Raw genomic sequence first — 25119 nt, forward strand, 5'->3', positions numbered from 1 at the left:
GGCCGATGGCGCTGGAGTTCGAGGAGGACCGCAGCGCCGCCCACCTCGACACGCAGTACCTGCTCGGGCACGACCTGCTCGTCGCTCCGGTGTTCACCGAGGACGGCACGGTCGAGTTCTACCTCCCGCGCGGGACGTGGACGAGCTGGTGGACGGGCGAGCGGACCGTCTCGAGGGGGGAGCTGTGCCCGCTGCTCGATCAGCAGGAGGGCGCCGCTCAGGCCTCGACCCAGGTCCAGGTGCCGGCCGGGCCGTCGACCGAGACGTCGCCGCCGGAGCGCGTCACGGTGAAGACCGTCTCCTCCCCCGTGTCGTGCGCGACGACCCGGACCGGCGTCGCTCCGTCCGGCCCCGGGAACACCCTCAGCTCGAGCCCGTCGAGGTAGTCGTACTCGGCCGAGTCCTGGCGGGCCCCCACCGGGATCACCGCACCCTCGCGCACGTACAGCGGCAGCGAGTCGAAGCCGTGGACCTCACGGCGCCACTCCCCCGTCGAGACGGTCCGCTCGCCCGTCCACCAGCTCGTCCACGTCCCGCGCGGGAGGTAGAACTCGACCGTGCCGTCCTCGGTGAACACCGGAGCGACGAGCAGGTCGTGCCCGAGCAGGTACTGCGTGTCGAGGTGGGCGGCGCTGCGGTCGTCCTCGAACTCGAGCGCCATCGGCCGCATGATCGGGACGCCGGTGCTCGCCGCCTCCGCCCCCGCCGCGAAGAGGTAGGGCATCAGCGAGAGCTTCAGCCGGGTGAAGAGCCGGGTGACCTCCACGGCCTCCTCGTCGAACGCCCACGGCACGCGCACCGAGGAGGATCCGTGCAGCCGAGAATGCGAGGAGAGCAGGCCGAACGCGAGCCAGCGCTTGAACACTCCGGGATCGGGCGTGCCCTCGAAGCCGCCGATGTCGTGCGCCCAGAAGCCGAACCCGCCCAGCGCGAGCGAGAGGCCTCCGCGCAGGGTCTCGGCCATCGACACGTAGGAGGAGGTGTTGTCCCCGCCCCAGTGCACCGGCAGCGACTGCCCGCCGACCGTGGCGCTGCGGGCGAAGAGGACCGCGCGGCCCTCGCCGAGCTCCTGCTCGAGCACCTCGTGCACCGCGCGGTTGTAGAGCTGGGTGTACCAGTTGTGCATGGCCTCGGGGTCGGTCCCGTCGGCCCAGACGACGCCCTCCGACGGGATCCGCTCGCCGAAGTCGGTCTTGAAGGAGTCGACGCCCTGGCGCACGAGGACGCGGAGCTTCTCCTGGAACCAGGAGGTCGCCTCCGGATTCGTGAAGTCGATCAGCGCCATGCCGGCGACCCACATGTCCCACTGCCAGACGTCGCCGGAGGCCGTTCTGAGCAGGTAGCCCTTCTCGCGCCCCTCGGCGAACAGCGGCGACGCCTGCGCGATGTACGGATTGATCCAGACGCAGGTGTGCAGCCCGCGCTCGTGCAGGCGGGCGAGGATCCCCTCCGGGTCCGGGAAGGTGCGCGGGTCCCACTCGAGGTCGGTCCACTGGAACTCGCGCATCCAGAAGCAGTCGAAGTGGAACGCCGACAGCGGCAGCTCCCGCTCCGCGAAGCCGTCGATGAAGGAGTTCACCGTCTCCTCGTCGTAGCTCGTGGTGAAGCTGGTCGTCAACCAGAGCCCGTAGCTCCAGGCGGGCACGACGGAGGGGCGGCCCGCGAGGCCGGTGTAGCGCCGCAGCACGTCCTTCTTCGTCGGGCCCTGGATCACCAGGTACTCCAGCGCCTCGCCGCCGACCGAGAACTGCACGCGCTCGACCGCCTCGGAGCCGATCTCGAACGAGACGAGGCCGGGATCGTTCACGAGCACGCCGTAGCCGCGGCTGGAGAGGTAGAACGGGACGTTCTTGTAGGCCTGCTCGGAGGAGGTGCCGCCGTCGGCGTTCCACACGTCCACGGTCTGGCCGTTCTTCACGAAGGGGCCGAAGCGCTCGCCGAGCCCGTAGACCAGCTCGCCGACGCCGAGGTCGAGCTGCTCGTGCAGGTAGGCGGCTCCGTCCGGTCCGGTCAGGTAGCCCTGCGCCTTGTGCCCGGAGCCGGTGAGGCGCGTGCCGGTCGAGGTGTCCCAGAACTCCAGCGACCACGGAGCGCCCTGCCTGATCCGGACCTCGAGGTCGCCGGTGCGCAGCACGCCGCCGGACTCCGTCACCTCCGCCGCTCCGACGTCGCCCCCGGCCAGCTCGAAGCCGGGCCGCACCGCCGTCCCGCGCCAGTGCTCGATCCGCACCCGCGCGACCCCCTCGGCCGGCGAGGACACCGTGACCGTGAGCGCCGGCCGGTTGAGGACGTCGCCGCGACCCTGGATGACCCGGGTCGGGGCGATCACCTCGAGCGAGGTGCCGTCGGTGCGGATGTCGTACGCCTCCTGCGCGAACAGGGGCGTGAATCCGGCCCGCGTCTGCCAGAACCCGTCGGTGAACTTCATGGGGGTGCCTTTCGATGGCGCGCCGGCGGATCCCGCGAGGGAGGCGCCGACGGAGGGAGAGAGGGCTACTTGACCGCGCCGGCGGTGATGCCGCGGGTGAGGGTGCGCTGGAAGATCAGGAAGAAGATCAGCGTCGGGAGAAGGCCCAGGAGGGCGCTTGCGCTGGTCGTGGTGACGTCCATGATCTTGTCGCCCTGGAGGCTCGAGATCGCGATCGGGACGGTCTGCGTCGCGTCGCTCACCAGGAAGACCAGCGGGATGAGGAACTCGTTCCAGGTCCAGATGAAGAAGAAGATCATCAGCACCGAGAGGGTGGGCCGCGAGATCGGGACGATCACCCGGGTGAGGACCTGCCACTTCGAGGCGCCGTCGAGAGCCGCGGCCTCGAGGATCTCCTTCGGGAAGGTGCCGTAGACGCTCGAGAGCAGATAGGTGCCGAACGCCGACTGGATGACGGTGAAGATGACGATGACCGACAGCTGGGTGTCGTAGATCCCGACCGCTTTGAACATGTAGTACAGCGGGTAGAGCAGGGCCTCCTGCGGGAGCATGTTCGCCAGCAGGAACAGGACGATGATCCAGCTCCGGCCGCGGACCCGGCCGATGCCGATCGCGTAGGCGTTCAGCACCGAGAGGGCGACGGCGAGGATCGCGACCGACCCCGAGATGAGGATCGAGTTGCCGAGCTTCTCGGGGAAGTCGACGCGGCTCCAGAAGGTCGAGAGGCCGTCGAAGGAGAGGCCGGTCGGGAAGGCGAGCGGGCCGTTCGCCGAGTACTCGGCGGGGGTCTTGAAGGAGTTGAGCAGGATCAGCAGCACCGGGCTGATGATCACGAGCCCGATCACCACGGCGACGGCGAGGATCACCCAGTCGCCGAGGGTGCGCTTCGTCGTGCCCTTCGCGGGCTTGGCGGGACGGGAGGACGAGAGGTCCGCGTCCTCCGTGCCGGCCTGGGTGAGGGGCAGGGTCTCGATGGCCGACATCAGCGGGCTCCTTCGCTGCGCTCGACGCGCTCCTGGGCGCGGATGAACAGCACGGCGAGGATCACGATGACGATCGTGAGCGCGGTGGCGATGGTGGCGCCGTAGCCCACCTGCTGCTTCTGGAAGAACTCGGTGTACGAGTAGTAGGAGGGGACGATCGTGGAGTCGCCGGGGCCGCCGCGGGTCAGGGCATAGATCGGGCCGAAGACCTTCAGCGCGGCGATGGTGCAGGTGAGGGTGACCACGAAGATCTCGGGCCGGATGATCGAGACCGTGATCCAGCGGAAGCGCTGGAACCAGTTCGCCCCGTCGAGCTCCGCCGCCTCGTAGAGCTCGGGGTCCACGCGCTGCAGCGCCGCCATGAAGATGACGACCGGGTAGCCCAGCTGCACCCAGATCATCACGACCATGATCGAGAGCATCGCGGTGTCCGGCTTGCCGAGCCAGTCGTGCGAGAGGGAGCCGAGCCCGACGGCCTCGAGGATCGAGTTCAGCGCGCCGTTGTCGGGGCGGAGGATCCAGCCGATGACGATCGCGGCGATGACGGTCGGCAGGATCTGCGGCAGGTAGTAGGTGGCGCGGAGGAAGCTCGCCAGGCGCCCGCCGAACTTCTTGCCGACGAGATCGAAGAGGATCGCCGCGAGCAGGAGTCCGAGGATCGTGGGGACGATCACCATCGCGATGATCATGTAGACCGAGTTGAGGAACGAGGTCCAGAACTGGTCGTCGCCCATCAGCTCGATCCAGTTGTCGAGGCCGATGAAGATCGGCGGCTTGATGCCGCGCCAGGACGTGAAGCTGATGTAGACGTTCCAGATCAGCGGGATCAGCACGATGAACGTGAAGAGCACGAACCCGGGGATCAGGTAGAGCCAGTAGCCGCCGGAGCGCTTCTCGCGGGGCGGCGTCGTGGGAGGCGGCGCGCTCTCCGCGCGACGAGGTGCTGTCGTCGTCATGGGTACTCCTAGGTCGGACGGGGTCGTGGGTGTGCTGCCGCGGGATGCCGCTCCGGTACGGAGGCGACGGCGTGTCGCGTACCGGAGCGGCATCCAGCGGGGGGGGGTGGAGGCTCGGCGGTGTTCGTGCGACCCCCTCGAGGGGTCGCCGTCACGTCCTCAGGTCTTCCACGGCCGTTCCGCGCCTGCAGGCGCGGGGCCGGCCGCCGTGGCCGACATCACGTGACGCTTCCGCGTCACGTGATGTCGGCGACTCCGTCGTCGTACTTGGCCTGGAGGTCGGAGAGCATGGCGGACTCGTCGGAGGAGCCGTTGATGAGCTCCTGCGTGGCGGCGACCAGGTCGTCGTAGAAGGTCGCGGTGGGCCAGTCGGGGTAGAAGGAGAGCTGGTCGCCGTCGACGACCGTCTTCCACTGCGCAAGCAGCGCCTTGCTCTTCTCGTCCGTGATGGCGCTCTCGTCGACGACCAGCGGGATGCCTCCGTTGTTGCCGATGAGGTTCTGGATCTCGGGTCGCATCGTGATGTCGATCCACTTGTAGGCGAGGTCCTTGTTCGTCGCCGTCTCCGGGATCACCCAGTGGTTGCCGGCGGAGCCCATCGTGAACTCGGCGCCCGGGAAGAGGAACGTGTCCCACTCGAATCCGGTGATCTCGGTCTTGAAGCGGCCGAACCACCAGGAGCCCGAGAAGAAGATCGGGTACTCGCCCGAGATGAACGCCGTGCCCGCGTCCTCCGCCTTCAGCCCGGAGGCGTCGGCCGAGAAGTAGCCCTTGTCGACGTAGGTCTTCAGCTGGTCGGCCGCGTAGCTCCAGGCCGCGTCCTCGAAGTCGACCTCGCCCGTGTAGGTCTGGTAGTCGGTGATCCAGGAGCGGTCGGCCTTCAGCAGCGCGAGCTGGTAGAAGAGCTGCTGCAGCGGGTACTCGGCGCCAGCCTCGGCCAGCGGGGTGATCCCCTTGGCCACGAAGGCGTCGAGGACGGCCGTGAACTCCTCGTAGGTGGTGGGGACCTCGAGGCCGTTCGCGGCGAAGGCGTCCTTGTTGTAGTAGACGAAGGTGAACTCGCCGTAGTTGGGGATGCCGTACCAGGAGCCGGAGCCCATGATCCCGTTCTCGTCGTACTTCGCGGTGGTCTGCAGCGCGCCGGGGATCAGCGAGTCCCAGCCGTAGAACGCGACCGCCTCGTCGAGGTTGGTGAGCAGGCCCTGGCTCGAGAGGAGTCCGCTGGTCGCGTTGCCCTTGTTGTACTCGACGACGTCGGGCGCCGAGTTGGAGTTGAAGATCTGGCTGGCGCCGGTGCGCAGCTGCTCGAAGGCCTTGAACTCGTACGCGATCTCGGCCCCCGTCTCCTGGGTGAGGATGTCGCGGGCGGCGAGCCAGGCGATGCCGCGGTCGCTGTCGGGCGTCTCGAAGTCCCAGAGCGTGAGGGTGCGGCCGGCGCCGTCGACCGTGGTCGAGAGCGCGTCGGAGCCGGCGTCGGAACCGCCACCGGAGCAGGCGGCCAGCGCGAACATCGCGCTGAGGCCGACTCCTCCGGCGAGGAGGTTGCGCCGGCTGAGACCGGCGGTCGGGCGGTGGAAGGCGGAGCGGGATCGGAGCGACATTGCGGTGGTTCTCCTTCGAACGGTGCGGTGGTGCTGCGGAGGTGGTGCAGGGAGCGCTCTCTCGCGGAGGCGCGGTGTCGAAGCGTTTCGACAGTGCGCAGAGCCGGAGCGGGCGGGAAGAGGGTGGAGGACTAGAGGGAGGCCGGCGCGGGAGTGCCGGACGGGACCGCCGGCACCGGAGCGCCGGTCGGAGCGACCGCGAGGGATCCGCGGTCGACGTAGGAGGGCGGGAGCAGCTCGACGCCGACGGTGCGGCCGGAGTCGATCTGCTGGAGGGTCCGCGCGACGGCCGCTCGGCACATCGCGTCGAACGGGAGGGGAAGACTGCTGGTGGGGACAGGGAGGGCGCCGCCGTCGTAGCTGGCGCAGGCCGCCAGGATCGACAGGTCGCCGGGGACGGAGAGGCCGCGCTCGAGGACGCGCTCGATCGCCGCCTCCGCCACGGGCTCGTTGCAGTGCAGCACGAGCGCGGACGGCGGGACGGGTGCTCCGAGGATCGCGTCGATCGCGGCCGATGCGCTCGGGCGGCCGATGTGCGGGCGCTCGACCGCGATCTCGACTCCGAGCGCTGCGGCCTCGGCGCGGAACGCCTCGTCGAAGCGGCGGACGAAGCCTGCGTTGCGGTCGGTGTAGGACTGCGGGTGCTCGAGCAGGCCGAGCGAGCGGTGGCCCAGCTCGGCGAGCCGGCGGACGCTCTGGCGGGCGGCCTCGGCGAAGTCGAGGTCGACGCAGGCGAGATCGTGGGAGTCGGCGGGCACGCCGATGAAGGTGGCGGGGACCCCGGCCGCGCGGATCAGCTCGGCGCGGTCGTCGTCGTCGTCGACGCCCATCAGGACGATGCCGTCGACGAGCGAGGAGGAGGAGACGCGCCCGATGCCGCTGGAGGCCTCGTCGGTGACGAGCAGCAGGACGTCGTAGTCCGACTCCCGGGCGCGCTCGAGCACCTCGGTGACGAAGCGCATGTGGGTCGGCAGATGCAGCTCGCCGCGCATCGGGGCGGAGAGGGCGAGGATGTGGGTCCGCGCCCCGGCGAGCATCCGGGCTCCCGCGTGGGGCCGGTAGCCGAGCTGGCGCACCGCGTCGTCGACGCGCTGCCGTGTGGAGGCGGCGATCGAGCGCTTGCCGGAGAGGGCGTAGGAGACGGTGCTGATCGAGACTCCGGCAGCGCGGGCCACGTCGTGGATGGTCGCCATGGCTCCTCCTGCCGGACGTCGTCGTCGGTCGCGGTCGAGCTTCGAAGCGCTTCGACCGGTCGTGCTGGAGCGACTGTACGCACAGTCGAAGCGCTTGCGCAAGCGATCCTCGCGACGACCTCCCCGGGCGCCGGCCCGCTCCGCGAGCGGTTCCGCGGCATGAGCGGGCGGCACCCGCGAGGGGCCGGAGGGCGACGCGCCGGGCCTTCCGCGCGTTGCGCCTCCCGACCCTCAGGGGATATGTTGGGCTCAACAACAATTCGGCGACGTCGCCGGAAAGGATTCGGATCCCATGTCCCTGACCCCCACCCGCGCCGACAAGTTCTCGTTCGGCCTCTGGACCATCGGCTACAACGGGACGGACCCGTTCGGCGGCCCGACCCGCGAGCCGCTCGACGTCGTCCACGCGGTCGAGAAGCTCGACGAGCTCGGCGCCTACGGCCTCACCTTCCACGACGACGACCTGTTCGCCTTCGGCTCCACCGACGCCGAGCGCCAGACCCAGATCGACCGCCTCAAGGGCGCGCTGGAGTCCACCGGCCTCATCGTGCCGATGGTCACCACCAACCTCTTCAGCGCCCCGGTCTTCAAGGACGGCGGCTTCACCTCGAACGACCGCGACGTCCGCCGCTTCGCGCTGCGCAAGGTCCTCCGCAACATCGACCTCGCCGCCGAGCTGGGCGCGAAGACCTTCGTCATGTGGGGTGGCCGCGAGGGCGCCGAGTACGACTCCGCCAAGGACATCCGCGCCGCGCTCGAGCGCTACCGCGAGGCCGTCAACCTGCTCGGCGACTACGTCACCGACAAGGGCTACGACATCCGCTTCGCCATCGAGCCCAAGCCGAACGAGCCCCGCGGCGACATCCTGCTGCCCACGCTCGGCCACGCGATCGCGTTCATCGACTCCCTCGAGCGCCCCGAGCTCGTCGGCGTGAACCCCGAGGTCGGCCACGAGCAGATGGCGGGTCTGAACTTCACCGCCGGCATCGCCCAGGCACTGTACCACGGCAAGCTCTTCCACATCGACCTCAACGGCCAGCGCGGCATCAAGTACGACCAGGACCTGGTCTTCGGCCACGGCGACCTGCACAACGCGTTCTCGCTCGTCGACCTCCTCGAGAACGGCGGCCCCGGCGGCGTCCCGGCCTACGACGGCCCGCGCCACTTCGACTACAAGCCCTCGCGCACCGAGGACGAGACCGGAGTCTGGGACTCGGCCGCCGCGAACATGCGCACCTACCTGCTGCTCAAGGAGCGCGCCGCGGCCTTCCGCGCCGACCCCGAGGTGCAGGAGGCGCTGGCCGCCGCGAAGGTCGCCGAGCTCTCCACCCCGACGCTGAACGAGGGCGAGTCGTACGACGACCTGCTCGCGGACACCGCCTCGTACGAGTCGTTCGACGCCGACGCCTACCTCGGCGGCAAGGGCTTCGGCTTCGTGCGCCTGCAGCAGCTGGCCACCGAGCACCTGCTCGGCGCCCGCGGCTGACCCGCACCTCCTGAGCCCGCGGTCAGCCGCGGGACGACCTGAGACGGACGAGATCCCCTGCACCGGCACGGGATCTCGTCCGTTCTCCTGCATCCGGCCCGGTTCCGCACCGGACGCCCGAACCCGTACCCCCAACGAAAGAGGACAGCGATGACGCTCGTCGCAGGGATCGACTCGTCGACCCAGAGCTGCAAGGTGGTCGTCCGCGACCTCGACACCGGCGCCGTGGTGCGCACCGGCCGGGCGAGCCACCCGGACGGCACCGAGGTCGATCCGGCCGCGTGGTGGGAGGCGCTGCAGCTCGCCCTCGCCGACGCCGGCGGGCTCGACGACGTCGCCGCGATCTCGGTCGGCGGCCAGCAGCACGGCATGGTCGTCCTCGACGAGAGCGGCGCCGTCATCCGCCCCGCTCTGCTCTGGAACGACACCCGCAGCGCGCCCGCCGCCGCCGCGCTCATCGAGGAGCTCGGAGCCGGGGCCTGGGCGGAACGGACCGGATCGGTGCCGGTCGCCTCCTTCACCGCCACCAAGCTCCGCTGGCTGCGCGACGCCGAGCCCGAGAACGCCGCCCGTGTCGCCGCCGTCGCGCTCCCCCACGACTGGCTGACCTGGCGCCTGCTCGGCTACGGCCCCGACTCCGCCCGTGGTCCGCAGCTCGACGCGCTCACGACCGACCGGTCCGACGCGTCCGGCACCTCGTACTGGGGAGCGGACGGCTACGACCTCGACCTGCTCGAGCGCGCCCTCGGCCACCGCCCGCTGCTCCCCCGCGTGCTCGGCCCCTCGGAGGAGGCGGGCCGCACCGAGAGCGGACTCGTCGTCGGCCCCGGCGCGGGCGACAACGCGGGCGCCGCGCTCGGCCTCGGCGCCGGCCCCGGCGACGTGGTCGTCAGCATCGGCACGAGCGGCACCGTCTTCGCCGTCACGGACGACCCGGTGCGCGACGCCTCCGGGACCGTCGCCGGCTTCGCCGATGCGAGCGGGCGCTTCCTGCCGCTGGTCGCGACGCTCAACGCGGCGCGCGTGCTGGCCTCGACCGCGACCCTGCTCGGCAGCGACTTCGACGAGTTCGCCGCACTGGCGCTCGAGGCGGAGCCGGGTGCCGACGGCCTCGTGCTGGTCCCCTACTTCGAGGGCGAGCGCACGCCGAACCTGCCGGACGCGACCGCGAGCCTACACGGTATGACCATCGCCTCGACCACGCGCCCGAACCTCGCCCGCGCGGCGATCGAGGGCATGCTCTGCGGACTGGCCGACGGCCTCGACGCCGTTCGCGCGCAGGGAGTGGAGGCGCGGCGCATCCTCCTCATCGGCGGAGCCGCGCAGAACCGCGCCGTGCAGCTCGCTGCCTCGCAGGTGTTCGACGTGCCCGTGCAGGTGCCGACGCCAGGCGAGTACGTGGCCGACGGTGCCGCCGTGCAGGCCGCCTGGGCGCTGACAGGATCGCGTCCGACGTGGACCGTCACCTCGGTGGCCGAGCCCGCGCCGGACCATCGCCCCGTGATCCGCGAGCAGTACGCGGCCGCCCGCGCCTGAGAATCCGGCCCCGGCCCTCATCCAGGGCCGGGGCCGCGCCGCAAGCCCCAGTGGACGGGGAGCGGAATCGCGCTACTCTCATTACTCAGCCAGCTGACTAACGGAGGAGCGACATGACCGCCACACGAACCCCCGACCGCGCCGACCGGATCCGCCAGGTCGTCGTCGCCGTGAGCGCGGTGCTCGCCCTCATCGGCTCGTTCATCGGCTCGGGCGCCGCGGGCGGCACGCAGATCCAGAACGCGGCCGGCGGCGCCCTGACCGCGTCCTCGACCCCCATCGCTCCCGACGGCCCCGCCTTCGCGATCTGGAGCGTCATCTACACCGGCCTCATCGCCTACGCGATCTGGCAGTTCCTGCCCTCGCAGACCGCCCGCACCCGCCACCGCCGGCTGGGCTACTGGGCCGCCGCCAGCCTCCTCCTGAACGCCGCGTGGATCCTGGTCGTCCAGGCCGGCTTCCTGACGCTCAGCGTCGTCGTGATCGCCCTGCTGCTCGCCGTGCTCGCACGCATCTTCGTGATCCTGCGGACCACCCGGTCGGCCGGAGTGGTCGACGCGATCGTGACGGACGGCACCTTCGGGCTCTACCTCGGCTGGGTGTGCGTGGCCACGGCCGCGAACGTCACCGCCGGGCTCGTCGGCGCGGGAGTCGGCAGCGCGGACGGTCCGGGCGCCGCGGTCTGGGCGGTCGTCGTCCTCGCCGTCGCCACGCTCGTCGGACTCCTGATCGCGGTCACCGGCCGCGGCCGCATCGCCCCGATGCTCTCGCTCGTCTGGGGACTCTCCTGGGTCGCCGTCGGCCGCTTCGCCGGCGAGCTCGTCTCGGTCCCCGCCGGGATCGCCGCGCTGGTCGCCGCCGCCGTGGTGCTGGTGGTCACCCTCCTCGTCCGCGCCACCGCGGGACGCCGGGTCAGCGCCGCCTGATCCTTGCGCGATGAAGGCCGAGAGGCCGGGACAGCCCTGGTCCGGGGCCGCCCGGCCTCTCGGCCTTCGTCGTGGTGGCGGATCAGGTGATCAGCGTGTCGACGTACTCCCGGTTCTCGTCCATCCACGCGGCGAGGGCGGCGGAGCGGTCGTCGGCCCCGTCGTTGAACAGCGCGTTCTCGAGCGAGTAGAGCGTCTTCGAGTCCATCCGGAAGTCGCGGATCCAGCGGCTCATCGTCGGGTAGTCCGCGTCGAACGCGGCCGAGCCGAAGGAGTGGATCCCCTCCGCCTGCCCGAGCAGGCCCTTCGGGTCCTCGAGGTCCTTGACCGGGAAGGCGTCGTAGGCCCAGTGCGGGCGCCAGAGCGTGACGGCGATGTTCTCGCCCGCGGCGGTCGCGCTCGAGAGCTCCTGGAGCATGGCCGGCGTCGAGGAGGTGAGGTAGTCCATCCCCTCCAGGCCGTAGCCGGGGATGACGTCCTCGGTCGTCGTCTTGTTGAGACCGGAGCCGGGCTCGATGCCGATCAGGCGGTTGCCGACGACGCCCGGGTCGGCGGCGAGCTCCTCGAGGGAGTCGATCGGGGCGTCCTCATTGACCGCGATGGTCAGCTTCGCCTCATCGTTCCACGCGCCCAGGTCGACGATCGAGTCGCCGTACTGCTCGACGTACCGGGCGTGGGTGAGCGGCAGCCAGGTGTCGAGGGCGAGGTCGTAGTCGCCGGTCGAGAGGCCCTGGAAGCCGGGGGCGACGTCGGCGTTCTGCAGGGTCACGTCGTAGCCCTGCTCCTCGAGCACCGCCTCCCACAGAGCGGAGACGGCGATCCCCTCGTCCCAGCCCTGGAACACGGCGACGGTCACGTCGGTGCGGTCGCCGTTGTCGACGGAGGCGGCGGTGGCGGGAGCGGCGAGGGTCGCGGCCCCGAGGGACGCGACCAGGCCGATCGAGACGACGCCGACGGCCGAGCGGGTCGCCACGACGGCGCGGCGGTTCTTCGCCCGGGCGACCCTCGCAGGCGAGGGCGAGCCCAGCGCGCCGGTCATCCGGTCGAGGACGACCGCGAGGATCACGACGGAGATGCCCGCCTCGAAGCCGAGCGCGACATCGATCCGGTTGAGGCTCGCGACGACGTCGCCACCCAGCCCTCCGGCGCCGACCATGCCCGCGATGACGACCATCGAGAGCGAGAGCATGATGACCTGGTTGAGGCCCGCCAGGATCGAGGGCAGCGCCAGCGGCAGCTGGATCTGGCGGAGGATCCGCCACTTCGAGGAGCCGAACGACTCCCCCGCCTCGACGAGCTCCGGGTCGACGCCGCGGATGCCCAGCTCGGTGAGCCGGACGCCCGGCGCCATCGCGAACACGATGGTCGCGACGATGCCGGGCACCACTCCGACCCGGAACAGGATCAGCGCGGGGATCAGGTAGACGAAGGCCGGCATCGTCTGCATCAGGTCGAGCACGGGCCGGATGACCGCGGAGGCCGTGCGGTTGCGCGCGGCGAGCACGCCCAGCGGCACGCTCAGCGCGATGGCGATCACGGAGGCGACGAGCACCAGCGCGAGGGAGTCCATCGCGTTCTCCCACTGGTCGACCCCCACGATCAGCAGGAGCCCCACGGCGGTGCCGGCCGCGAAGACCCAGCCGCGGACGGCGTAGGCCAGTACGGCGAGGAAGGCGACGATCACCCAGAAGGGCGGTGTCGCGAGGACGAGGTCGACGCCGGAGTAGAGGGCGCCGAAGACGGTGCGCAGCAGGTCGAAGACCGGCTGGAAGGTCTGCGTGAGGACATCGACGGCACCCTCGGCGAGGGCGCCGAGCGGGAGGCGGAAGCCGAGATCGGTCATCGTGCACCTCCGTCCGCCGCGAGGACGGCGTCCTCGACGGGGCCTCCGGTCGCGTGCAGGGTCGCCGTGACGACCTCGGTCGAGACGGTGGCGGGCGGCTCGATCACCGGGTGCTCGCCGGTGCGGGCGGCCACGTTGCCGAGCGCCGCGAGCAGGGTCACCCGCGGGATCGCTCCGAGCAGACGCCCGTCGGCGTCGACCACGGCGACCGGCAGCGCCGACTCGACGGCGGGCTCGATGACCTCGCTGAGGGCGGTGTCCGGACCGACGGTGACGACGTCGGAGGTGAGGACCGCCGAGAGGTCGCCGGTGCTCCGGCGCACCTGCTCGATCACGTCGCGGTCGCGGACCGTGCCCAGCAGGCGGCGTCCGCCGCCGACCACGAACGCGGCCGAGGTCTGCAGGTCGCGCATGCTCCTCAGCGCGGCGCGGGGACCGGCCGCGAGGGTGACCACGGAGCGGGCGGGCTCCATCACGGCGGAGGCGGTGAGCACGCGGGCGCGGTCGACGTCCTGCACGAACTGGGCGACGTAGTCGTTCGCCGGGTCGGTGAGGATCTCCTCCGGGGTGCCGATCTGGACGATGCGGCCGTCGCGCATCACCGCGATGCGGTCGCCGAGGAACATGGCCTCGTTGAGGTCGTGCGTGATGAAGACGATGGTCTTGCCGAGCTCGTGCTGCAGCTCGATCAGCTGCTCCTGCATCTCGCGGCGGATCAGCGGGTCGAGTGCCGAGAACGCCTCGTCCATCAGCACGATGTCGGTGTCGGCGGCGAGCGCCCGGGCGAGGCCGACGCGCTGGCGCATGCCGCCGGAGAGCTCGTCGGGCATCTTCTCGTGCCAGCCGGCGAGACCGGCGCGCTCGACCGCGAGCAGGGCCCGCTCGCGGCGCTCGGCCGCGGGGACGCCCTGGATCTCGAGCGGGTACGCGACGTTGTCGAGCACGGTGCGGTGCGGGAGGAGCGCGAAGTGCTGGAACACCATCGACACCGACGAGCGGCGCACGCGGCGCAGCTCCGCCTCGGAGACGCCGGTGATGGTGGAGCCCTCGATCAGGACCTCGCCCGCGGAGGGCTCCTGGAGCCCGTTCAGCATGCGGATGAGTGTGGACTTCCCGGAGCCGGAGAGGCCCATCACGACGAAGATCTCGCCGCGGCGGACGGTGAAGGACGCGTCGATCACCGCGGCCGTGCCGAGTCCGGCGAGCTCGCCGCGGTCGGTGCCCTCGCCCAGTCGGCGGACGACCTCGTCGGGCTTCCGGCCGAACACCTTGAAGAGGTGGCGGGCCTCGAGAGCGGGAGTCGCGGGATCGGCGCCCGCCTCGCTCCGGGGCTCGCTGATGGTCTGCTGGTTCTGGTGCACGTACACTCCGTCGGCGCGCAGGGACGACGCCCTGCGCTCATCTCGTGGTGCCGGGTCGGGAGCGTGGGACAGCCGTGCGTCGAGCCTCCGCGTGCGTCCCGCCGCTCAGCGCGGCAGGGGTGGAGGCGAGAGCGTCCGAGGCGGCCTCGGGGCCGCCTCCACTCCCGTTGACCGTACGATCGCGGCGCGTCCTGGGGGACGCCGTGCGAGCGCGGACCGGTTCATCGGGGCCCGTGAGGACCGCCGACCACGGTAGCCGCGGAGCCGCCGAGGGGCAAACGTCGGACAATTGCGGGGGCGGGTCCAGGGGTGGTGGTGAACCGATCGGCGCGAGCGAATGTGCTGGTCGGAGCTGGTTTCCGGAGTGTTGCGCGATCGTTACCGTGATGGCGCGGCCGGCGGCGCTCGTTCCGGCCGGTCTCCATCCGCCGCTGCTCGACCGGCGAGGAGGCCCTGTCGCTCAGACGGTGGTCTCGCCCGCCGGGCCCGAGGGGGCCGCCGCGCCGACTCCACTGACGGGCTCGCCCTGCCAGGACACGAGCGTCCACGCGTCGCCCGAGCCCTCGAGGACGACAACGCCGGTGTTGTCGAGCAGGTGGTCGGCGATGAAGCGCGCATCGAGGTCGAGGGAGCGCAGACCCGCCCAGCAGCGGATGGCCGCGCCGTGGCTGACCAGCGCGACGACCTCGTGCCCGAGCGCCTCCGCCTCCGCCACCACCGCGTCGTAGCGCGCCGCGAACTCGTCGCCCGTCTCGCCGCCCGCCAGCCGGATCGACGTCTCGCCGCCGGCCCAGCGGAAGACCGTGCCCATGTACTCCTCGACCGCCGCGTCGTCGCCGCGCATCTCGAGCCCCGCGGCCGCGACCTCGCGGATGCCGTCGCGCTCGATCGGCTCGAGCCCGAGCGCCGCGGCGAGAGGGGCGGCCGTCTCGTGGGTGCGGACCATCGTCGAGACGAGCAGCGCGCCGATCCCCTCGCCGGCGAGCCGACCGGGCAGCGCCGCGGCCTGGGTGCGGCCGAGGTCGGTGAGCCCGGGTCCGGGGATGCGGGTGTCGAGGAGCCCGGCGACGTTGGAGGGGGTCTGGCCGTGGCGGATCAGGAGGAGGCGCATCCGCCCACGCTAACCGCGGAGGCTGGGCTTCCGGGGCGCGCGGTCGCGCTCGCTCCCGCCGTTGTGCGGCGAGTGCGGCGCTGTCACGATGTGCGGGGACGCTCCCGGACCGGGAGCCGCAGACGGACGGGACGGGCGGACATGGCCTCCGAAGACGGTTTCTCGAAGGACGAGCGCGCGGCGATGAAGCAGCGTGCGGCCGAGCTGCGGGCGGAGGCGAAGCGGCAGAAGAGCGCCGACAAGGCCGACGCCGACCGCAGGGACGCGGAGGCCGCGATCGCCGCGATGACCGACGAGGAGCGGCCGATCGCCCAGATGCTCCACGAGGTCGTCGGCGAGACCGCCCCCGATCTCCTCCCGAAGACCTGGTACGGCTTCCCCGCCTACGCGCGCTCGGACGGCAAGGCGATCGTCTTCTTCCAGCCCGGCGCGAAGTTCGGCACGCGCTACTCGACCCTCGGCTTCCAGGACGGCGCCCAGCTCGACGACGGCACGATCTGGCCGACCGCCTACGCGCTCGTCTCCGCCGACGCCGAGACGCGCGCCGCCGTCACCGAGCTGGTCCGCCGCGCGGCCGGGGCCTGACCCCGTGGCGCACGTCTACGACGAGATCGACGAGAGCCTCGCCTCCTGGATCCACGAGCAGCCGATGTGGTTCGTCGCCACCGCGCCCCTCGCCGCGGACGGGCACGTCAACATGTCGCCGCGCGGCCACGACTCGTTCTCGATCCTGGGCCCGCGGCGAGTCGGCTGGGTCGACTACACGGGCAGCGGAGTCGAGACGATCGCGCACCTGCGCGAGAACGGGCGCGTGTGCCTGATGTTCGCGTCGTTCGGACCGCGTCCGCGCGTCGTCCGCCTGCACGGCACCGGCTCCGTGCACCTGCCCGGTTCGGAGGCGTTCGCCGAGGTCGCGGAGCAGCACCCCGATCACCCGAGCACCCGCGCGGTCGTCACCGTCGAGCTCACCCGCATCAGCGACGCGTGCGGCTGGGGCGTGCCGGTGATGGAGCCGGTCGGCGAGCGCGACCTGCTCCTCCTCCAGGCCGAGAAGAAGGGCCCCGACGGCATGGCCGAGTACCGCGCCACGCGGAACGCGGTCAGCATCGACGGGCTGCCGGGCTACCCGCTGGACTGAGCGGGCGGGAAGCGGCCGCAGCGCGGCGCGCACGAGCACGCCGACCGGCTCGAGCAGGGTCTCAGTGATGACGGCGAGCGGGTTCGACCCGGTCGGGCGGGAGTCGACGGAGAACCGAGCCGTCGGCACTCCCGCAGCAGACAGGACGTCCTCGGGGAGCAGCTCTGCCGGTCGCTGGATCCCTTCGGCAGCCTCTTCTCGGCGATGCGAGGACCGCCTGACGACGCGCCGTCGACCGGACCGTCGCGGTCCGTGACACGGCGGGTCGCGACGGGTCCTGGAGGAGAAGGCGCTGACCCTACTGGCCCGCGCCGGCGGGTCCCTCGCCGACCGTGCGCCGGGCGATCAGCCATCCCTGACTGGTGGGGCGCAGCAGTTGCGTGATGGAGGCCACCGCCCACACCTCCGGGTGCGCCGGAGTGCCGCGGGCGAGAGAGAGGGTCGAGTGCGCGGACGCGCCCTCGACGTCGTCCGGCGTCACCGTGATGCCGCTCGTCAGGTGCAGAGTCCCGGACGGTTCGGCCGCCCAGATCCTCGTGACGGCCGCCCGGACCGCGTCGTGGCCGGACGCCTCTCCCTGAGCTCCGTCGAGGACCATGTCCTCGGTGGTCAGCGCCAGGTAGCCGTCGACGTCGCGAGCCGTCGCGAGCTCATCGGCTCGGCGGACGACCGCAGCGAGCTGCCGCCGGTCGTCGTCGGACAGGTCGGTCACGCTGAGGGCCCGCCGGGGCGCAGCCATCCGCTGATCTGCGCGACTCTGTCGGGCGAGAAGACCCGCTTCGGGACTCGGCCCTGAACAGCCTTCGCGGGGACGGACGAGTAGGCCGAGCCGGTCTGGTCGGCGTACTGCGCCACCCGGAAGCTCACGGCGAGGCTGCACAGCGCGTAGGCCTCGCTCTCGCTGAGGCCCGACGCCGCGTGCAGCCAGGTGATGAGACCGCGGAGGCATTCCACCAGGGCGTCGTCGAGGTTGTCGCTGAACCCGAAGCCGATCCACTCCGTCGTCGTCTCGACCAGTGGTCCGGCCAGCGGCACTGCCCTGTGGAGGTCGTAGCGGATGACGAGTTCCTCGGCGGCCGTCTCGATGGCCGTCTGGTCGACGACTCCGTCGCCCTGAACGGCGTGGATGTCGCCGAACCAGACCCGACCACCGGGAGTGAACACCGGGAGGAAGACCGAGCTGCCGACTGTCAGCGCGTTGACGACGAGGTTGCCGCCGTAGGGGCCCGAGAGGATGGCGCTGGTGGGTTCCTCGACCGCCGGCTCGGTGCCGATGACCCCGATGAACGGATCGAGGTCGAACTCCACACCGGGGACGAATTCCGCGCGCCGGCGGTCGTCGTCGAAGCGGAAGTAGTGCAGGTACGGCTCAGAGAAGTCGTGAGGCAGCGCGCCGACTCCGAGAGGGAAGCTGTTCCACCCCCAGTCGAGTGTGCGCAGCGTCTCGATGGTGCACTCGATGACATCGCCAGGGGCGGCACCGGTGACCTCGACAGGTCCGAGCATCGAGTACGGGCCCTGCGGGTACTTGTGGCGAAGCGGCTCCCGTTCGGCGAACGTCATCCCGAAGACCGCTTCGTTGCCCCAGTGCGTCCAGGTCGCGGGGAAGGACACCCGATCGCCGGAGTCGATGGATGAGACCGGCGGCGCGGTCGGGTCGAGGTAACCCGAGCGGACCGTGCTCGCGGTCGATGGCACGGAGTGGGTTTCGGGCATTTCCTACCTCCGAGAAGTCGAGGGTCCCACTCTGCTCGGGGACGACGGCGTTCGCCTTCGTCATTCGTCGAGTCCTCGACCGCTGACCGCCGCTCAGCGCGACGGGACCGGTTCGCGGAAGCACGCACGAGGACGCTTCGCACACGTCCCCAGGGGATGTACTCCTGGGACCAGTAGTCGGCCCGGATCTTCAGGAGGGGCCCCTCGACGGTGGAAGCCACCGAGATGGAGCGAAGGTCCCGGAGGGTTCCCGCGATGCGTGTCTGCGGGTCCTTTCGAGCTCGCTCGACAACTGCTCGGGAGTGATTCGCGTCGGGAGGGACGACCGCGAGCAGCCGCCGGCATCCACCGGAGGCGCATTCGACGGTCCCGCTGACGAGCTCGCTCCCCTGTGGACGGTCGATGGCCGAGGCCGCCGACCGCGCTGGTGAGGCTCATCCATGGGTCGGGACGAGAGCGAGCTCCGGGGAGCTCCGGCCGATCCCAGGAGGGGCGGACGTGGAGCGCGACTGAGGCCTGCTCGATCGACGGTCGGATCGGACGGCGTCCCTACCATCGGCCCCGCAGAGATCCCCTGGACGATCCGCCCGCCGCTACCCCCGCTCGTCGACGGCCCGGATCGAGAACAGCTCCTGCGGGGTGCAGTCGAGTGCGTCGCAGATGAGCGTCAGCGTCGTGAAGCGGATCGCGCGGGCGCGGTTGTTCTTGAGGATGGAGAGGTTCGCCATCGTGATGCCGGTGCGGGCCGAGAGGGCGGTGAGGGTCACGCCGCGCTCGGCCAGCACTGCTCCGAGGTGGCAGTCGATCCGGTGCCTCTCGTCGTCGGCGGGCTCAGACAACGCCGTCGACGTCCCGTTCGAGCTTCGCGCCGGCGCGGAACGCCGCTGTCAGGGCGAGGGCCACCACTCCGGCGAGCAGGACGGGGACGGGCCACTGCGGCAGGTTCGTCCCGATGGCCTGGTAGTCGCCGCCGAGGAAGGCGTCGCGCTGCTCGTCGGTCACCCAGCCGGCGGCGAAGAGCAGGCCGATGCCGGAGCTGAGGTACAGGCCGGCCGCGGTGTCGGCGAGGCCCTGCGCCACTCCTCCGATCAGCAGTGCGAGGCTCAGACGGCGCCAGTTCGCGAGGACGAAGGGGTCGAACGGGCGTCCGGCCGCGATGCCGCGGAGGACCCGCAGGAGGAAGACCGTGGCGAGGACGATCGTGACCGCCTGGAGGAGGCTCGGCAGCGCACCGAGCAGGCGGAGGGAGAGGGCGGCGTCGGCGAGCGTGGGCGCGGTGCCCTCGCGCGGCTCGGCCTGCAGCAGCTGCGGGAGGCTCCGGAGCGGGAGGCGGCCGTCCGCTCCCCCGAAGACCAATAGGGTGCGCCCGGTGGTGACGGTCCAGGTCTGCAGGAGCGCGGTGAGCACGGAGAAGACCGCGACGATGAGCAGGACCGCTCTCGCCACCCGGAACACGCGCGGACGCTCCCGGACCGGTGCGCTGGGGATGACACTCGTCATGGCGTGCTCCTTATCGATCGTCGATGTTATCGAGTATCGATATTACGCACGCCGGTCCGCCGATGTCGACCCGCGGCGCCCCGCCGACCACGGAGACGGCGGGAGGGGTGGTTGCCCGGGGCGAGGAGCCCGATCTAGCGTGGAGGGATGTCGGATGCGAGGGAGCGCGCCGCCCGGTACCGGGCCGGCGTCGCGGGCGAGGACGAGGCGGAGCAGCCCGCCCTGCCGGAGGATCCGCTCGAGCGGGCCGCGTTCGTCGAGACGGCGATCCAGCTCGCGATCCGCCGCGGCGACTTCGACGACCTGCCGGGATCGGGGAAGCCGCTTCCGGACCTGGGCGCGGCCCACGACCCGGACTGGTGGATCCGCCGCAAGATCGAGCGCGAGAACCTCACCGGGATCGGCCCGGCCGCCTTCCTCCTCCGCGCCGAGGACCGCGCGCTCGACGAGCGCCTCGACCGCTTGCACCGCGAGGAGGAGGTGCGCGCCGAGCTCGCCGACTTCAACACGCGGGTGATCGAGGCGCGCCGCCAGCTGCTGGGTGGGCCGCCCGTCGTCACCCCGCTCAGGGACGTCGACGAGGAGGTCGCCGCCTGGTCGCAGCGGCGCGCCGATCGCGCCGCCGAGGCCGAGGCCCGGGCGGCCGCCGAGCCGGAGCGGTCCCGCCGCTGGTGGTCGCGGCGGCGCTGACGTCCCCGGAAACCGGACAGACCTGCCCCTCCCACTGGGGTCCCGCCCCGGGAAACCGGGCGGGAGCGCGCCTCCGAATCATGCGTACACATCAAGTCGACCGGAGTCCGCATGCTCACCGCCACCACCCCCGCACGCCTCCCGAGGGCCCACCCCTCGACCCTCGCCGCGCCGCCGCTCGCACTGGTCGAACCCGACTCGGACCGGATGCTCGTCATCCGCGCCGCGGAGGGCGACGACCGCGCGTTCGCCACCATCGTCCGCCGCTACACCGGGCTGCTCCGCGCGACGGCCGCCCGCACCCTCCGCAGCAGCGCCGACGTCGACGACGTGGTGCAGGAGACGTTCCTCGCGGCGTGGACCCACGTGGACAGCGTGATCGACGGCGAGACCATCGCCGGCTGGCTCGTCACGACCGCCCGCCGCCGCAGCGTCGACCGGCTCCGCTCCAGCGTCTCGCGGCTGCGAGCCGAGCTGGACGACGAGTTCCCCGCCTCCGCTGCCGACGACCCGGAGCACGCCGCGCACTGCGGATCGCTCGCCGCCGACGCCAACCGGGTGCTCGCCGCGATGCCCCCGGCCCAGCGCCGCTGCTGGGAGCTGCGCCAGCTGGAGCAGTGCAGCTACGACGCGATCGCGCACGAGCTGGGGCTCACGACCTCGACCGTCCGCGGACTGCTCGCCCGCGCCCGCGGGACCCTCCGCACGGAGCTCGCCCACTGGCGCTGATCCGCGCTGCGGATCTCGGCGCAGGAGACCGGGCGGGGGCCTTCAGCGCAGGAGAACCGGCCCCGCGCCGATCCGCACCCGGAACAGCGAGTACGGGTACGTCCGCAGATCCGTGCCGCCCTGGTAGTCGGCCTGGCGGTGCAGCTGGTTCGCGGTGACGTACAGGTGCTCGTCCGTCGCGATCGACATCGTGTCCGGCCAGAGCAGCCGCTCGTCGTGCACGATCGTCTCCATCGTGCCGTCAGTGCGACGGCGGACGATCGCGTTGTTCTCGTAGCTCGTGGCGTAGAAGCGGCCCAGCGCGTCCGTCTCGAGGCCGTCCGCTCCCCCGCCCTTGTCGCCCTCGTCGACGACGGTCGCCGCCACGTCCTCGTCCGGCACCGACCGGTCGACCAGGGCCGCCGTCGCCACGCTGAACCAGCGGCGGGAGGCGAGCGGGCAGTACCAGAGGCGCTCGCCGTCGGCCGAGATCGCGATGCCGTCGGCGCCCATCGTCACCGGCTGAGGGTCGCCGTCGGCCGGGCGCTTCATCAGCACGCGGCCCTCGGCCATCGGCACGAGCTCCGGAGGAGTGAGCGCCTTCGTGCTCGGGTGGTCGTGCAGGCGGCGCCAGGCGGTCCCCGCCTCGAGGTCGACGACGATGATCCCGTTCGGGCCTGAGTCGGCCGAGTCGGTGATGTAGGCGATGCCGCGCCGCAGATCGAAGCGCACGTCGTTGAGGTAGGTGGTCGGCAGGGCGACGTCCGGCTCGAGGAGGATCACCTGCTCGACGGTGTCGGTCGCCAGGTCGACGCGGACGAGCTTGGGGCCGCCCTTCTTCGTCGGCTCGAACATCGGGCTGCCGGTGTCGAGGATCCAGAGCCGGTCGGCCGGATCGACGACGATGCTCTGCACCGAGACGAGGGCGCCGGCGTCGTCGATTCCCGACGGCGTGTTCCAGGCCTCGTCCGGGTAGGGCACCGCCGCTCCGTCGACCAGCTCCACGACCGTGGCCGGGACCTCGTCTCCCCACTTCGGGAAGTTCACGAAGATCCGCCCGGTGTGCGAGACGCTGACGCCGGTGGGCATCGGCCCGCTGGTGAAGGCGTGCACGAGCTCCAGCTCGCCGAGCGGCTCGTCGACCGGGCGCGTGCCGCGGGTCTCGTCGGTCGGTCCCCAGAATCCCATGGTGCTCTCGCTGTCCTCCCGCCGGCGCGGGCTCGTGGCGGTCTCGGTGCCGGTCGGGTGCGGAGTCGGCGCCCGCCGCGACCGGTGCTCCTCATCCTGCGCGTCGGCGCCGGTCGGCGGGGAGGAGGTGGCGGAGGAGGCGGCGAGCGCCTAGCATCCGGCCGCCGCGGGCGACCCCGGAGCCGCGACCGAGGAGGCGGAGGAGGGCCGGCCCGCGTCCGACTTCGGCACGGCCTTCACGAAGGGGCTCAGCATCGAGACGGGGCAGTGCCCGGTGGAGCGGGTCGCCTCGGCGGCCGCTCCCGCCGCCCGCAGTGCACCGCCCCCCGCCGTCGCGCTCACCCGCTGGTCGGCGGATCGACGGACCAATGATCCGCCGGCCGTCCGCTTCCGGACATGACCGCTAGAGGGCGTTGCCACTGCGGCCGCTCACCTGCCACGGTCGCAGAGCGACCGACGACGGTCCACCGATCAGAAGGACCGAGGCCCGCCATGGACGACTCCTCTTCGACCGAGACCAGCACGAGCGAGATGACGCCCGAGGTGCTGGCCGCGTTCAGCGACGCCTGGACCCGCCACGACCTCGAAGCGCTGATGAGCCACATGACCGACGACTGCGTCTACGGCGCGTCCGTCGGCCCCGAGCCCGGCCGCACCTGGACGGGGAAGGAGCAGGTCCGCGAGGGATTCGCGCTCATGCTCGCCTTCGACACCGGACAGGAGCGGCACGAGGAGGGGGCTCCCCTCATCGCCGGGACGCGCGGCGCGGCCACCTGGTCCTTCACCGGGACCGGCCCCGACGGCCGACCCCAGGTCACGCGGGGCTGCGACATCTACGAGTTCCGCGGCGGGAGGATCGCCCGCAAGGACGCGTTCCGGAAGGTCTACCGGACGGACGAGGAGTAGTCCAGGTCGGCCTCCCTCGCGCAGCGGAGCCGGAGCGGCGTCCTCGTACCGGGCGGCCCCGCACCTGCCCGCGGAGCTGATCGCATGGCTGGCCACGTCGGCGGGCAGCTGGGTCGTCGGGCAGGTGCTCACGACCGACGGCGGGTTCAGCCTGTGACCGGAGCGGCGGCGCAGCGGCTCCGGACCTAGTCGGAGGCGACGGCCCGCACGATGGTGCGGGCGACCTCGAGCACCTCGCGCTCGTGGCTCAGATGCACCTCGTGCACGGCTCCGGGCCAGGACAGCAGCGGCGCGTCCAGTGCGGCGGCCACGCGCCGATGCGCGCGATGCAGGGAGGACCCGGGCCTGCGGTCCGCGGTCACCACGGCCGCGGGGACCGCGGGCAGCTGAGACTCGTCGAAGCCCCGCGCCACCTGCTCCAGACCAGCGGCGGCGGAGGCGAGCCCCGGCAGGTCGACGTCCGCCATCGCGAGAGCGGCCGCGCGCGCGGCCGGGCTCATCGCGTGGCGCCTCGCCGACCGGGCGGCGCTCGTGCGCAGCAGCGCGGACAGCGCTCGGCCGAGCCCCGGCAGTCTCGAGAGCGCCGCCGTCGCCCGGGCCGTCCGCTCCACCTGACGCGCCAGTGCCGTGTCGTTGACGGGCGTCGGGTCGAGGAGCACCAGTCCCGCGACGTCCTCGGGATGATCGCGAGCGAGCAGCATCGCGACGGCACCGCCGAGGCTCTGGCCGATCACGACGACGGGACCTGTCCCGAGGCCGGCCAGCACGGCGTGGACGGCGTCGGCGGCGTCGGTCAGTCCGCCGGCGACCTCCGACCCCGCTGTGCCCGGTCTGTCGTAGAGGACCAGCCGGCAGCCCGGATCGACGATCAGGCCCTCGACCAGCCCGGGGAAGAACCCGTCGACGGCCTCGCCCCCGCCCGGCAGGAGGAGCACGGCCTGCCCGGACTCACCCCGCACCTGCAGCATCCGGCGAGCCTAGCCGGGGAGCCGTCCGCCGACGACGACCGGCGGGGCCGGGCCCGGGGATGATGGGCGCATGGGAACTCGTGGGGCCGGAGTGCTGTGGGTGGTGAGCGCGCTCGCCTACGTGGGAGCGGAGGCGGTCGCCGCGTCCGCGTTCCCGGGCTACAGCTACGCACGGAACTACATCAGCGATCTCGGCGTGCCCGAGGTGGGCGTGTTCCAGGGGCGCGCGATCGACTCGCCGCTGCACGCGGTGATGAACGCCGGATTCCTCCTGCAGGGGGCGCTCTACCTCGCCGCCGCCGTCACGACCGTGCGGGCGGCGCGGGGCGGATCGCGGGGGCTGTTCCTCTCCCTCGCCGTGGTCTACGCCGTGGGCATCGCCGTGGTGGGCCTCGTGCACGGGAGCAGCGCCAGTGCGCAGAACGGGATCGGCGGCCTGCACGTGGTCGGCGCCGCGATGGCGATCGTCGGCGGCAACGCGGCCTCGATCGTCGCCGGTGCCGCGGCCCGGCGCGGCCGCGCCCCGTGGGCGCTCGAGACGGTCGGGATCGTGCTCGGTGCGGCCGGCCTGCTCGCGCTGCTGATGCTGCAGGTCGACACCCGCGTGCCCGGCGTCGACCTGCTGCCCGACGGCGTCTGGGAGCGCGCCTCCGTCTACGCCGTCACGGCCTGGCAGCTCGCGACCGGCCTGCGGCTGCTCCGACGGCCGGAGGTGCCGCGGCAGCCGCGGCCTCCTCAGACCGCGGGCAGCGGCGCGCAGGTGCGCAGCGCCGTGCACCGGCTCTTCCAGCTCGGGATCCGGATCCCGGAGGCCCTCTCGGTCGTCGTGTTCGACGACAACCCGTGGAGCGAGCTGGTCACCCCGCCGCTCAGCGTCGTCC

At 72.0% G+C, this 25119-nt stretch carries 24 protein-coding genes and 1 pseudogene; 10 read left to right on the plus strand and 15 right to left on the minus strand.

What is annotated here, in order from left to right:
• Positions 1-5 precede the first annotated feature (5 nt).
• Positions 6-161, plus strand: a pseudogene (locus tag C5C74_RS13275) (hypothetical protein); the annotation flags it as partial.
• A 56-nt stretch (positions 162-217) separates the two neighbouring features.
• Here C5C74_RS13275 and yicI read toward each other — a convergent pair.
• The 5 genes from yicI to C5C74_RS13300 form a co-directional block, all read right to left on the minus strand.
• Positions 218-2428 carry an alpha-xylosidase gene (gene yicI, locus C5C74_RS13280; protein ID WP_104351699.1) on the minus strand — a complete coding sequence of 737 codons (2211 nt, stop codon included), beginning with the start codon at positions 2426-2428 and terminating at the stop codon, positions 218-220.
• 65 nt (positions 2429-2493) lie between these two features.
• Positions 2494-3411 (minus strand): carbohydrate ABC transporter permease, encoded by a 918-nt coding sequence (locus tag C5C74_RS13285; protein ID WP_104227354.1) that lies wholly within the window; start codon positions 3409-3411, stop codon positions 2494-2496.
• Entirely contained in the window at positions 3411-4367 is a 957-nt protein-coding gene (locus tag C5C74_RS13290) for a carbohydrate ABC transporter permease (RefSeq protein WP_104224874.1), read from the minus strand. Before C5C74_RS13290 ends, C5C74_RS13285 begins: the two co-directional genes overlap by 1 nt.
• Positions 4368-4603: 236 nt before the next feature.
• On the minus strand, positions 4604-5968 hold the full coding sequence (locus C5C74_RS13295; RefSeq protein ID WP_258064172.1) for an ABC transporter substrate-binding protein: 1365 nt from the start codon (positions 5966-5968) through the stop codon (positions 4604-4606).
• 131 nt (positions 5969-6099) lie between these two features.
• Positions 6100-7161 (minus strand): LacI family DNA-binding transcriptional regulator, encoded by a 1062-nt coding sequence (locus tag C5C74_RS13300; protein ID WP_104351700.1) that lies wholly within the window; start codon positions 7159-7161, stop codon positions 6100-6102.
• 292 nt (positions 7162-7453) lie between these two features.
• On the opposite strand from C5C74_RS13300, the gene xylA reads away from it, so the two are divergent.
• The 3 genes from xylA to C5C74_RS13315 all read left to right on the plus strand — a co-directional run bounded on the left by xylA (position 7454) and on the right by C5C74_RS13315 (position 11109).
• Positions 7454-8647, plus strand: coding sequence for a xylose isomerase (gene xylA / locus C5C74_RS13305; RefSeq protein WP_104224876.1), 1194 nt, complete (start codon positions 7454-7456; stop codon positions 8645-8647).
• A 150-nt stretch (positions 8648-8797) separates the two neighbouring features.
• On the plus strand, positions 8798-10183 hold the full coding sequence (xylB, locus tag C5C74_RS13310; RefSeq protein ID WP_104227358.1) for a xylulokinase: 1386 nt from the start codon (positions 8798-8800) through the stop codon (positions 10181-10183).
• 113 nt (positions 10184-10296) lie between these two features.
• Positions 10297-11109: a tryptophan-rich sensory protein gene (locus C5C74_RS13315; RefSeq protein WP_104351701.1), complete on the plus strand. Its 813-nt coding sequence runs from the start codon at positions 10297-10299 to the stop codon at positions 11107-11109.
• Positions 11110-11191: 82 nt separating this feature from the next.
• Here C5C74_RS13315 and C5C74_RS17990 read toward each other — a convergent pair whose 3' ends face one another.
• The 3 genes from C5C74_RS17990 to C5C74_RS13330 all read right to left on the minus strand — a co-directional run bounded on the left by C5C74_RS17990 (position 11192) and on the right by C5C74_RS13330 (position 15424).
• Complete coding sequence (locus C5C74_RS17990; RefSeq protein WP_104248115.1) at positions 11192-12952, minus strand: ABC transporter permease/substrate binding protein; 1761 nt, start codon at positions 12950-12952, stop codon at positions 11192-11194.
• On the minus strand, positions 12949-14313 hold the full coding sequence (locus tag C5C74_RS13325; protein WP_258064173.1) for a glycine betaine/L-proline ABC transporter ATP-binding protein: 1365 nt from the start codon (positions 14311-14313) through the stop codon (positions 12949-12951). The genes C5C74_RS17990 and C5C74_RS13325 overlap by 4 nt, the downstream gene beginning before the upstream one ends.
• Before the next feature lie 460 nt (positions 14314-14773).
• Positions 14774-15424: a histidine phosphatase family protein gene (locus C5C74_RS13330; protein ID WP_104224880.1), complete on the minus strand. Its 651-nt coding sequence runs from the start codon at positions 15422-15424 to the stop codon at positions 14774-14776.
• Positions 15425-15565: 141 nt separating this feature from the next.
• On the opposite strand from C5C74_RS13330, the gene C5C74_RS13335 reads away from it, so the two are divergent.
• Positions 15566-16009 (plus strand): hypothetical protein, encoded by a 444-nt coding sequence (locus C5C74_RS13335; protein WP_104224881.1) that lies wholly within the window; start codon positions 15566-15568, stop codon positions 16007-16009.
• A gap of 4 nt (positions 16010-16013) precedes the next feature.
• A complete protein-coding gene (locus C5C74_RS13340; RefSeq protein ID WP_104324714.1) occupies positions 16014-16562 on the plus strand; it encodes a pyridoxamine 5'-phosphate oxidase family protein in 549 nt (182 codons plus the stop codon).
• Between the two features lie 298 nt (positions 16563-16860).
• On the opposite strand, the gene C5C74_RS13345 is transcribed toward C5C74_RS13340, so the two are convergent.
• From C5C74_RS13345 to C5C74_RS13360, 4 genes are all read right to left on the minus strand, one after another.
• A complete protein-coding gene (locus C5C74_RS13345; RefSeq protein ID WP_181125698.1) occupies positions 16861-17274 on the minus strand; it encodes a nuclear transport factor 2 family protein in 414 nt (137 codons plus the stop codon).
• A complete protein-coding gene (locus C5C74_RS13350; RefSeq protein WP_104351702.1) occupies positions 17271-18278 on the minus strand; it encodes an acetamidase/formamidase family protein in 1008 nt (335 codons plus the stop codon). Before C5C74_RS13350 ends, C5C74_RS13345 begins: the two co-directional genes overlap by 4 nt.
• 593 nt (positions 18279-18871) lie before the next feature.
• Positions 18872-19117, minus strand: a complete 246-nt coding sequence (locus C5C74_RS13355) for a helix-turn-helix transcriptional regulator (protein ID WP_104224883.1) — start codon at positions 19115-19117, stop codon at positions 18872-18874.
• Positions 19110-19778 (minus strand): DUF2975 domain-containing protein, encoded by a 669-nt coding sequence (locus C5C74_RS13360; protein ID WP_104315649.1) that lies wholly within the window; start codon positions 19776-19778, stop codon positions 19110-19112. The genes C5C74_RS13355 and C5C74_RS13360 overlap by 8 nt, the downstream gene beginning before the upstream one ends.
• A 147-nt stretch (positions 19779-19925) precedes the next feature.
• Between C5C74_RS13360 and C5C74_RS13365 the strand changes: the two genes are divergently transcribed.
• Together C5C74_RS13365 and C5C74_RS13370 are read left to right on the plus strand one after the other, a co-directional pair.
• Positions 19926-20468, plus strand: coding sequence for a DUF1992 domain-containing protein (locus C5C74_RS13365; RefSeq protein WP_104351703.1), 543 nt, complete (start codon positions 19926-19928; stop codon positions 20466-20468).
• A gap of 111 nt (positions 20469-20579) precedes the next feature.
• The gene (locus tag C5C74_RS13370) at positions 20580-21197 is read left to right on the plus strand and encodes an RNA polymerase sigma factor (RefSeq protein ID WP_104351704.1); all 618 of its coding nucleotides are present in this window, start codon (positions 20580-20582) and stop codon (positions 21195-21197) included.
• 42 nt (positions 21198-21239) lie between these two features.
• Here the strand turns inward: C5C74_RS13370 and C5C74_RS13375 are convergent, their stop codons facing one another.
• Both C5C74_RS13375 and C5C74_RS17150 read right to left on the minus strand, forming a co-directional pair.
• A complete protein-coding gene (locus tag C5C74_RS13375; protein WP_104248122.1) occupies positions 21240-22364 on the minus strand; it encodes an L-dopachrome tautomerase-related protein in 1125 nt (374 codons plus the stop codon).
• Positions 22365-22514: 150 nt separating this feature from the next.
• Positions 22515-22706, minus strand: a complete 192-nt coding sequence (locus C5C74_RS17150; protein WP_146083080.1) for a hypothetical protein — start codon at positions 22704-22706, stop codon at positions 22515-22517.
• Between the two features lie 150 nt (positions 22707-22856).
• Here C5C74_RS17150 and C5C74_RS13380 point away from each other — a divergent pair, with 150 nt between their 5' ends.
• A complete protein-coding gene (locus tag C5C74_RS13380; protein ID WP_219813479.1) occupies positions 22857-23270 on the plus strand; it encodes a nuclear transport factor 2 family protein in 414 nt (137 codons plus the stop codon).
• Between the two features lie 185 nt (positions 23271-23455).
• On the opposite strand, the gene C5C74_RS13390 is transcribed toward C5C74_RS13380, so the two are convergent.
• Positions 23456-24238 (minus strand): alpha/beta fold hydrolase, encoded by a 783-nt coding sequence (locus tag C5C74_RS13390; protein ID WP_104324708.1) that lies wholly within the window; start codon positions 24236-24238, stop codon positions 23456-23458.
• A 70-nt stretch (positions 24239-24308) separates the two neighbouring features.
• Between C5C74_RS13390 and C5C74_RS13395 the strand changes: the two genes are divergently transcribed.
• Positions 24309-25119: DUF998 domain-containing protein (locus C5C74_RS13395; protein WP_258064174.1), on the plus strand; the 811-nt coding region annotated here is incomplete at its 3' end.

Source organism: Rathayibacter sp. AY1E8, assembly GCF_002931415.1.
In the GTDB taxonomy this organism is placed as follows: Bacteria; Actinomycetota; Actinomycetes; order Actinomycetales; family Microbacteriaceae; genus Rathayibacter.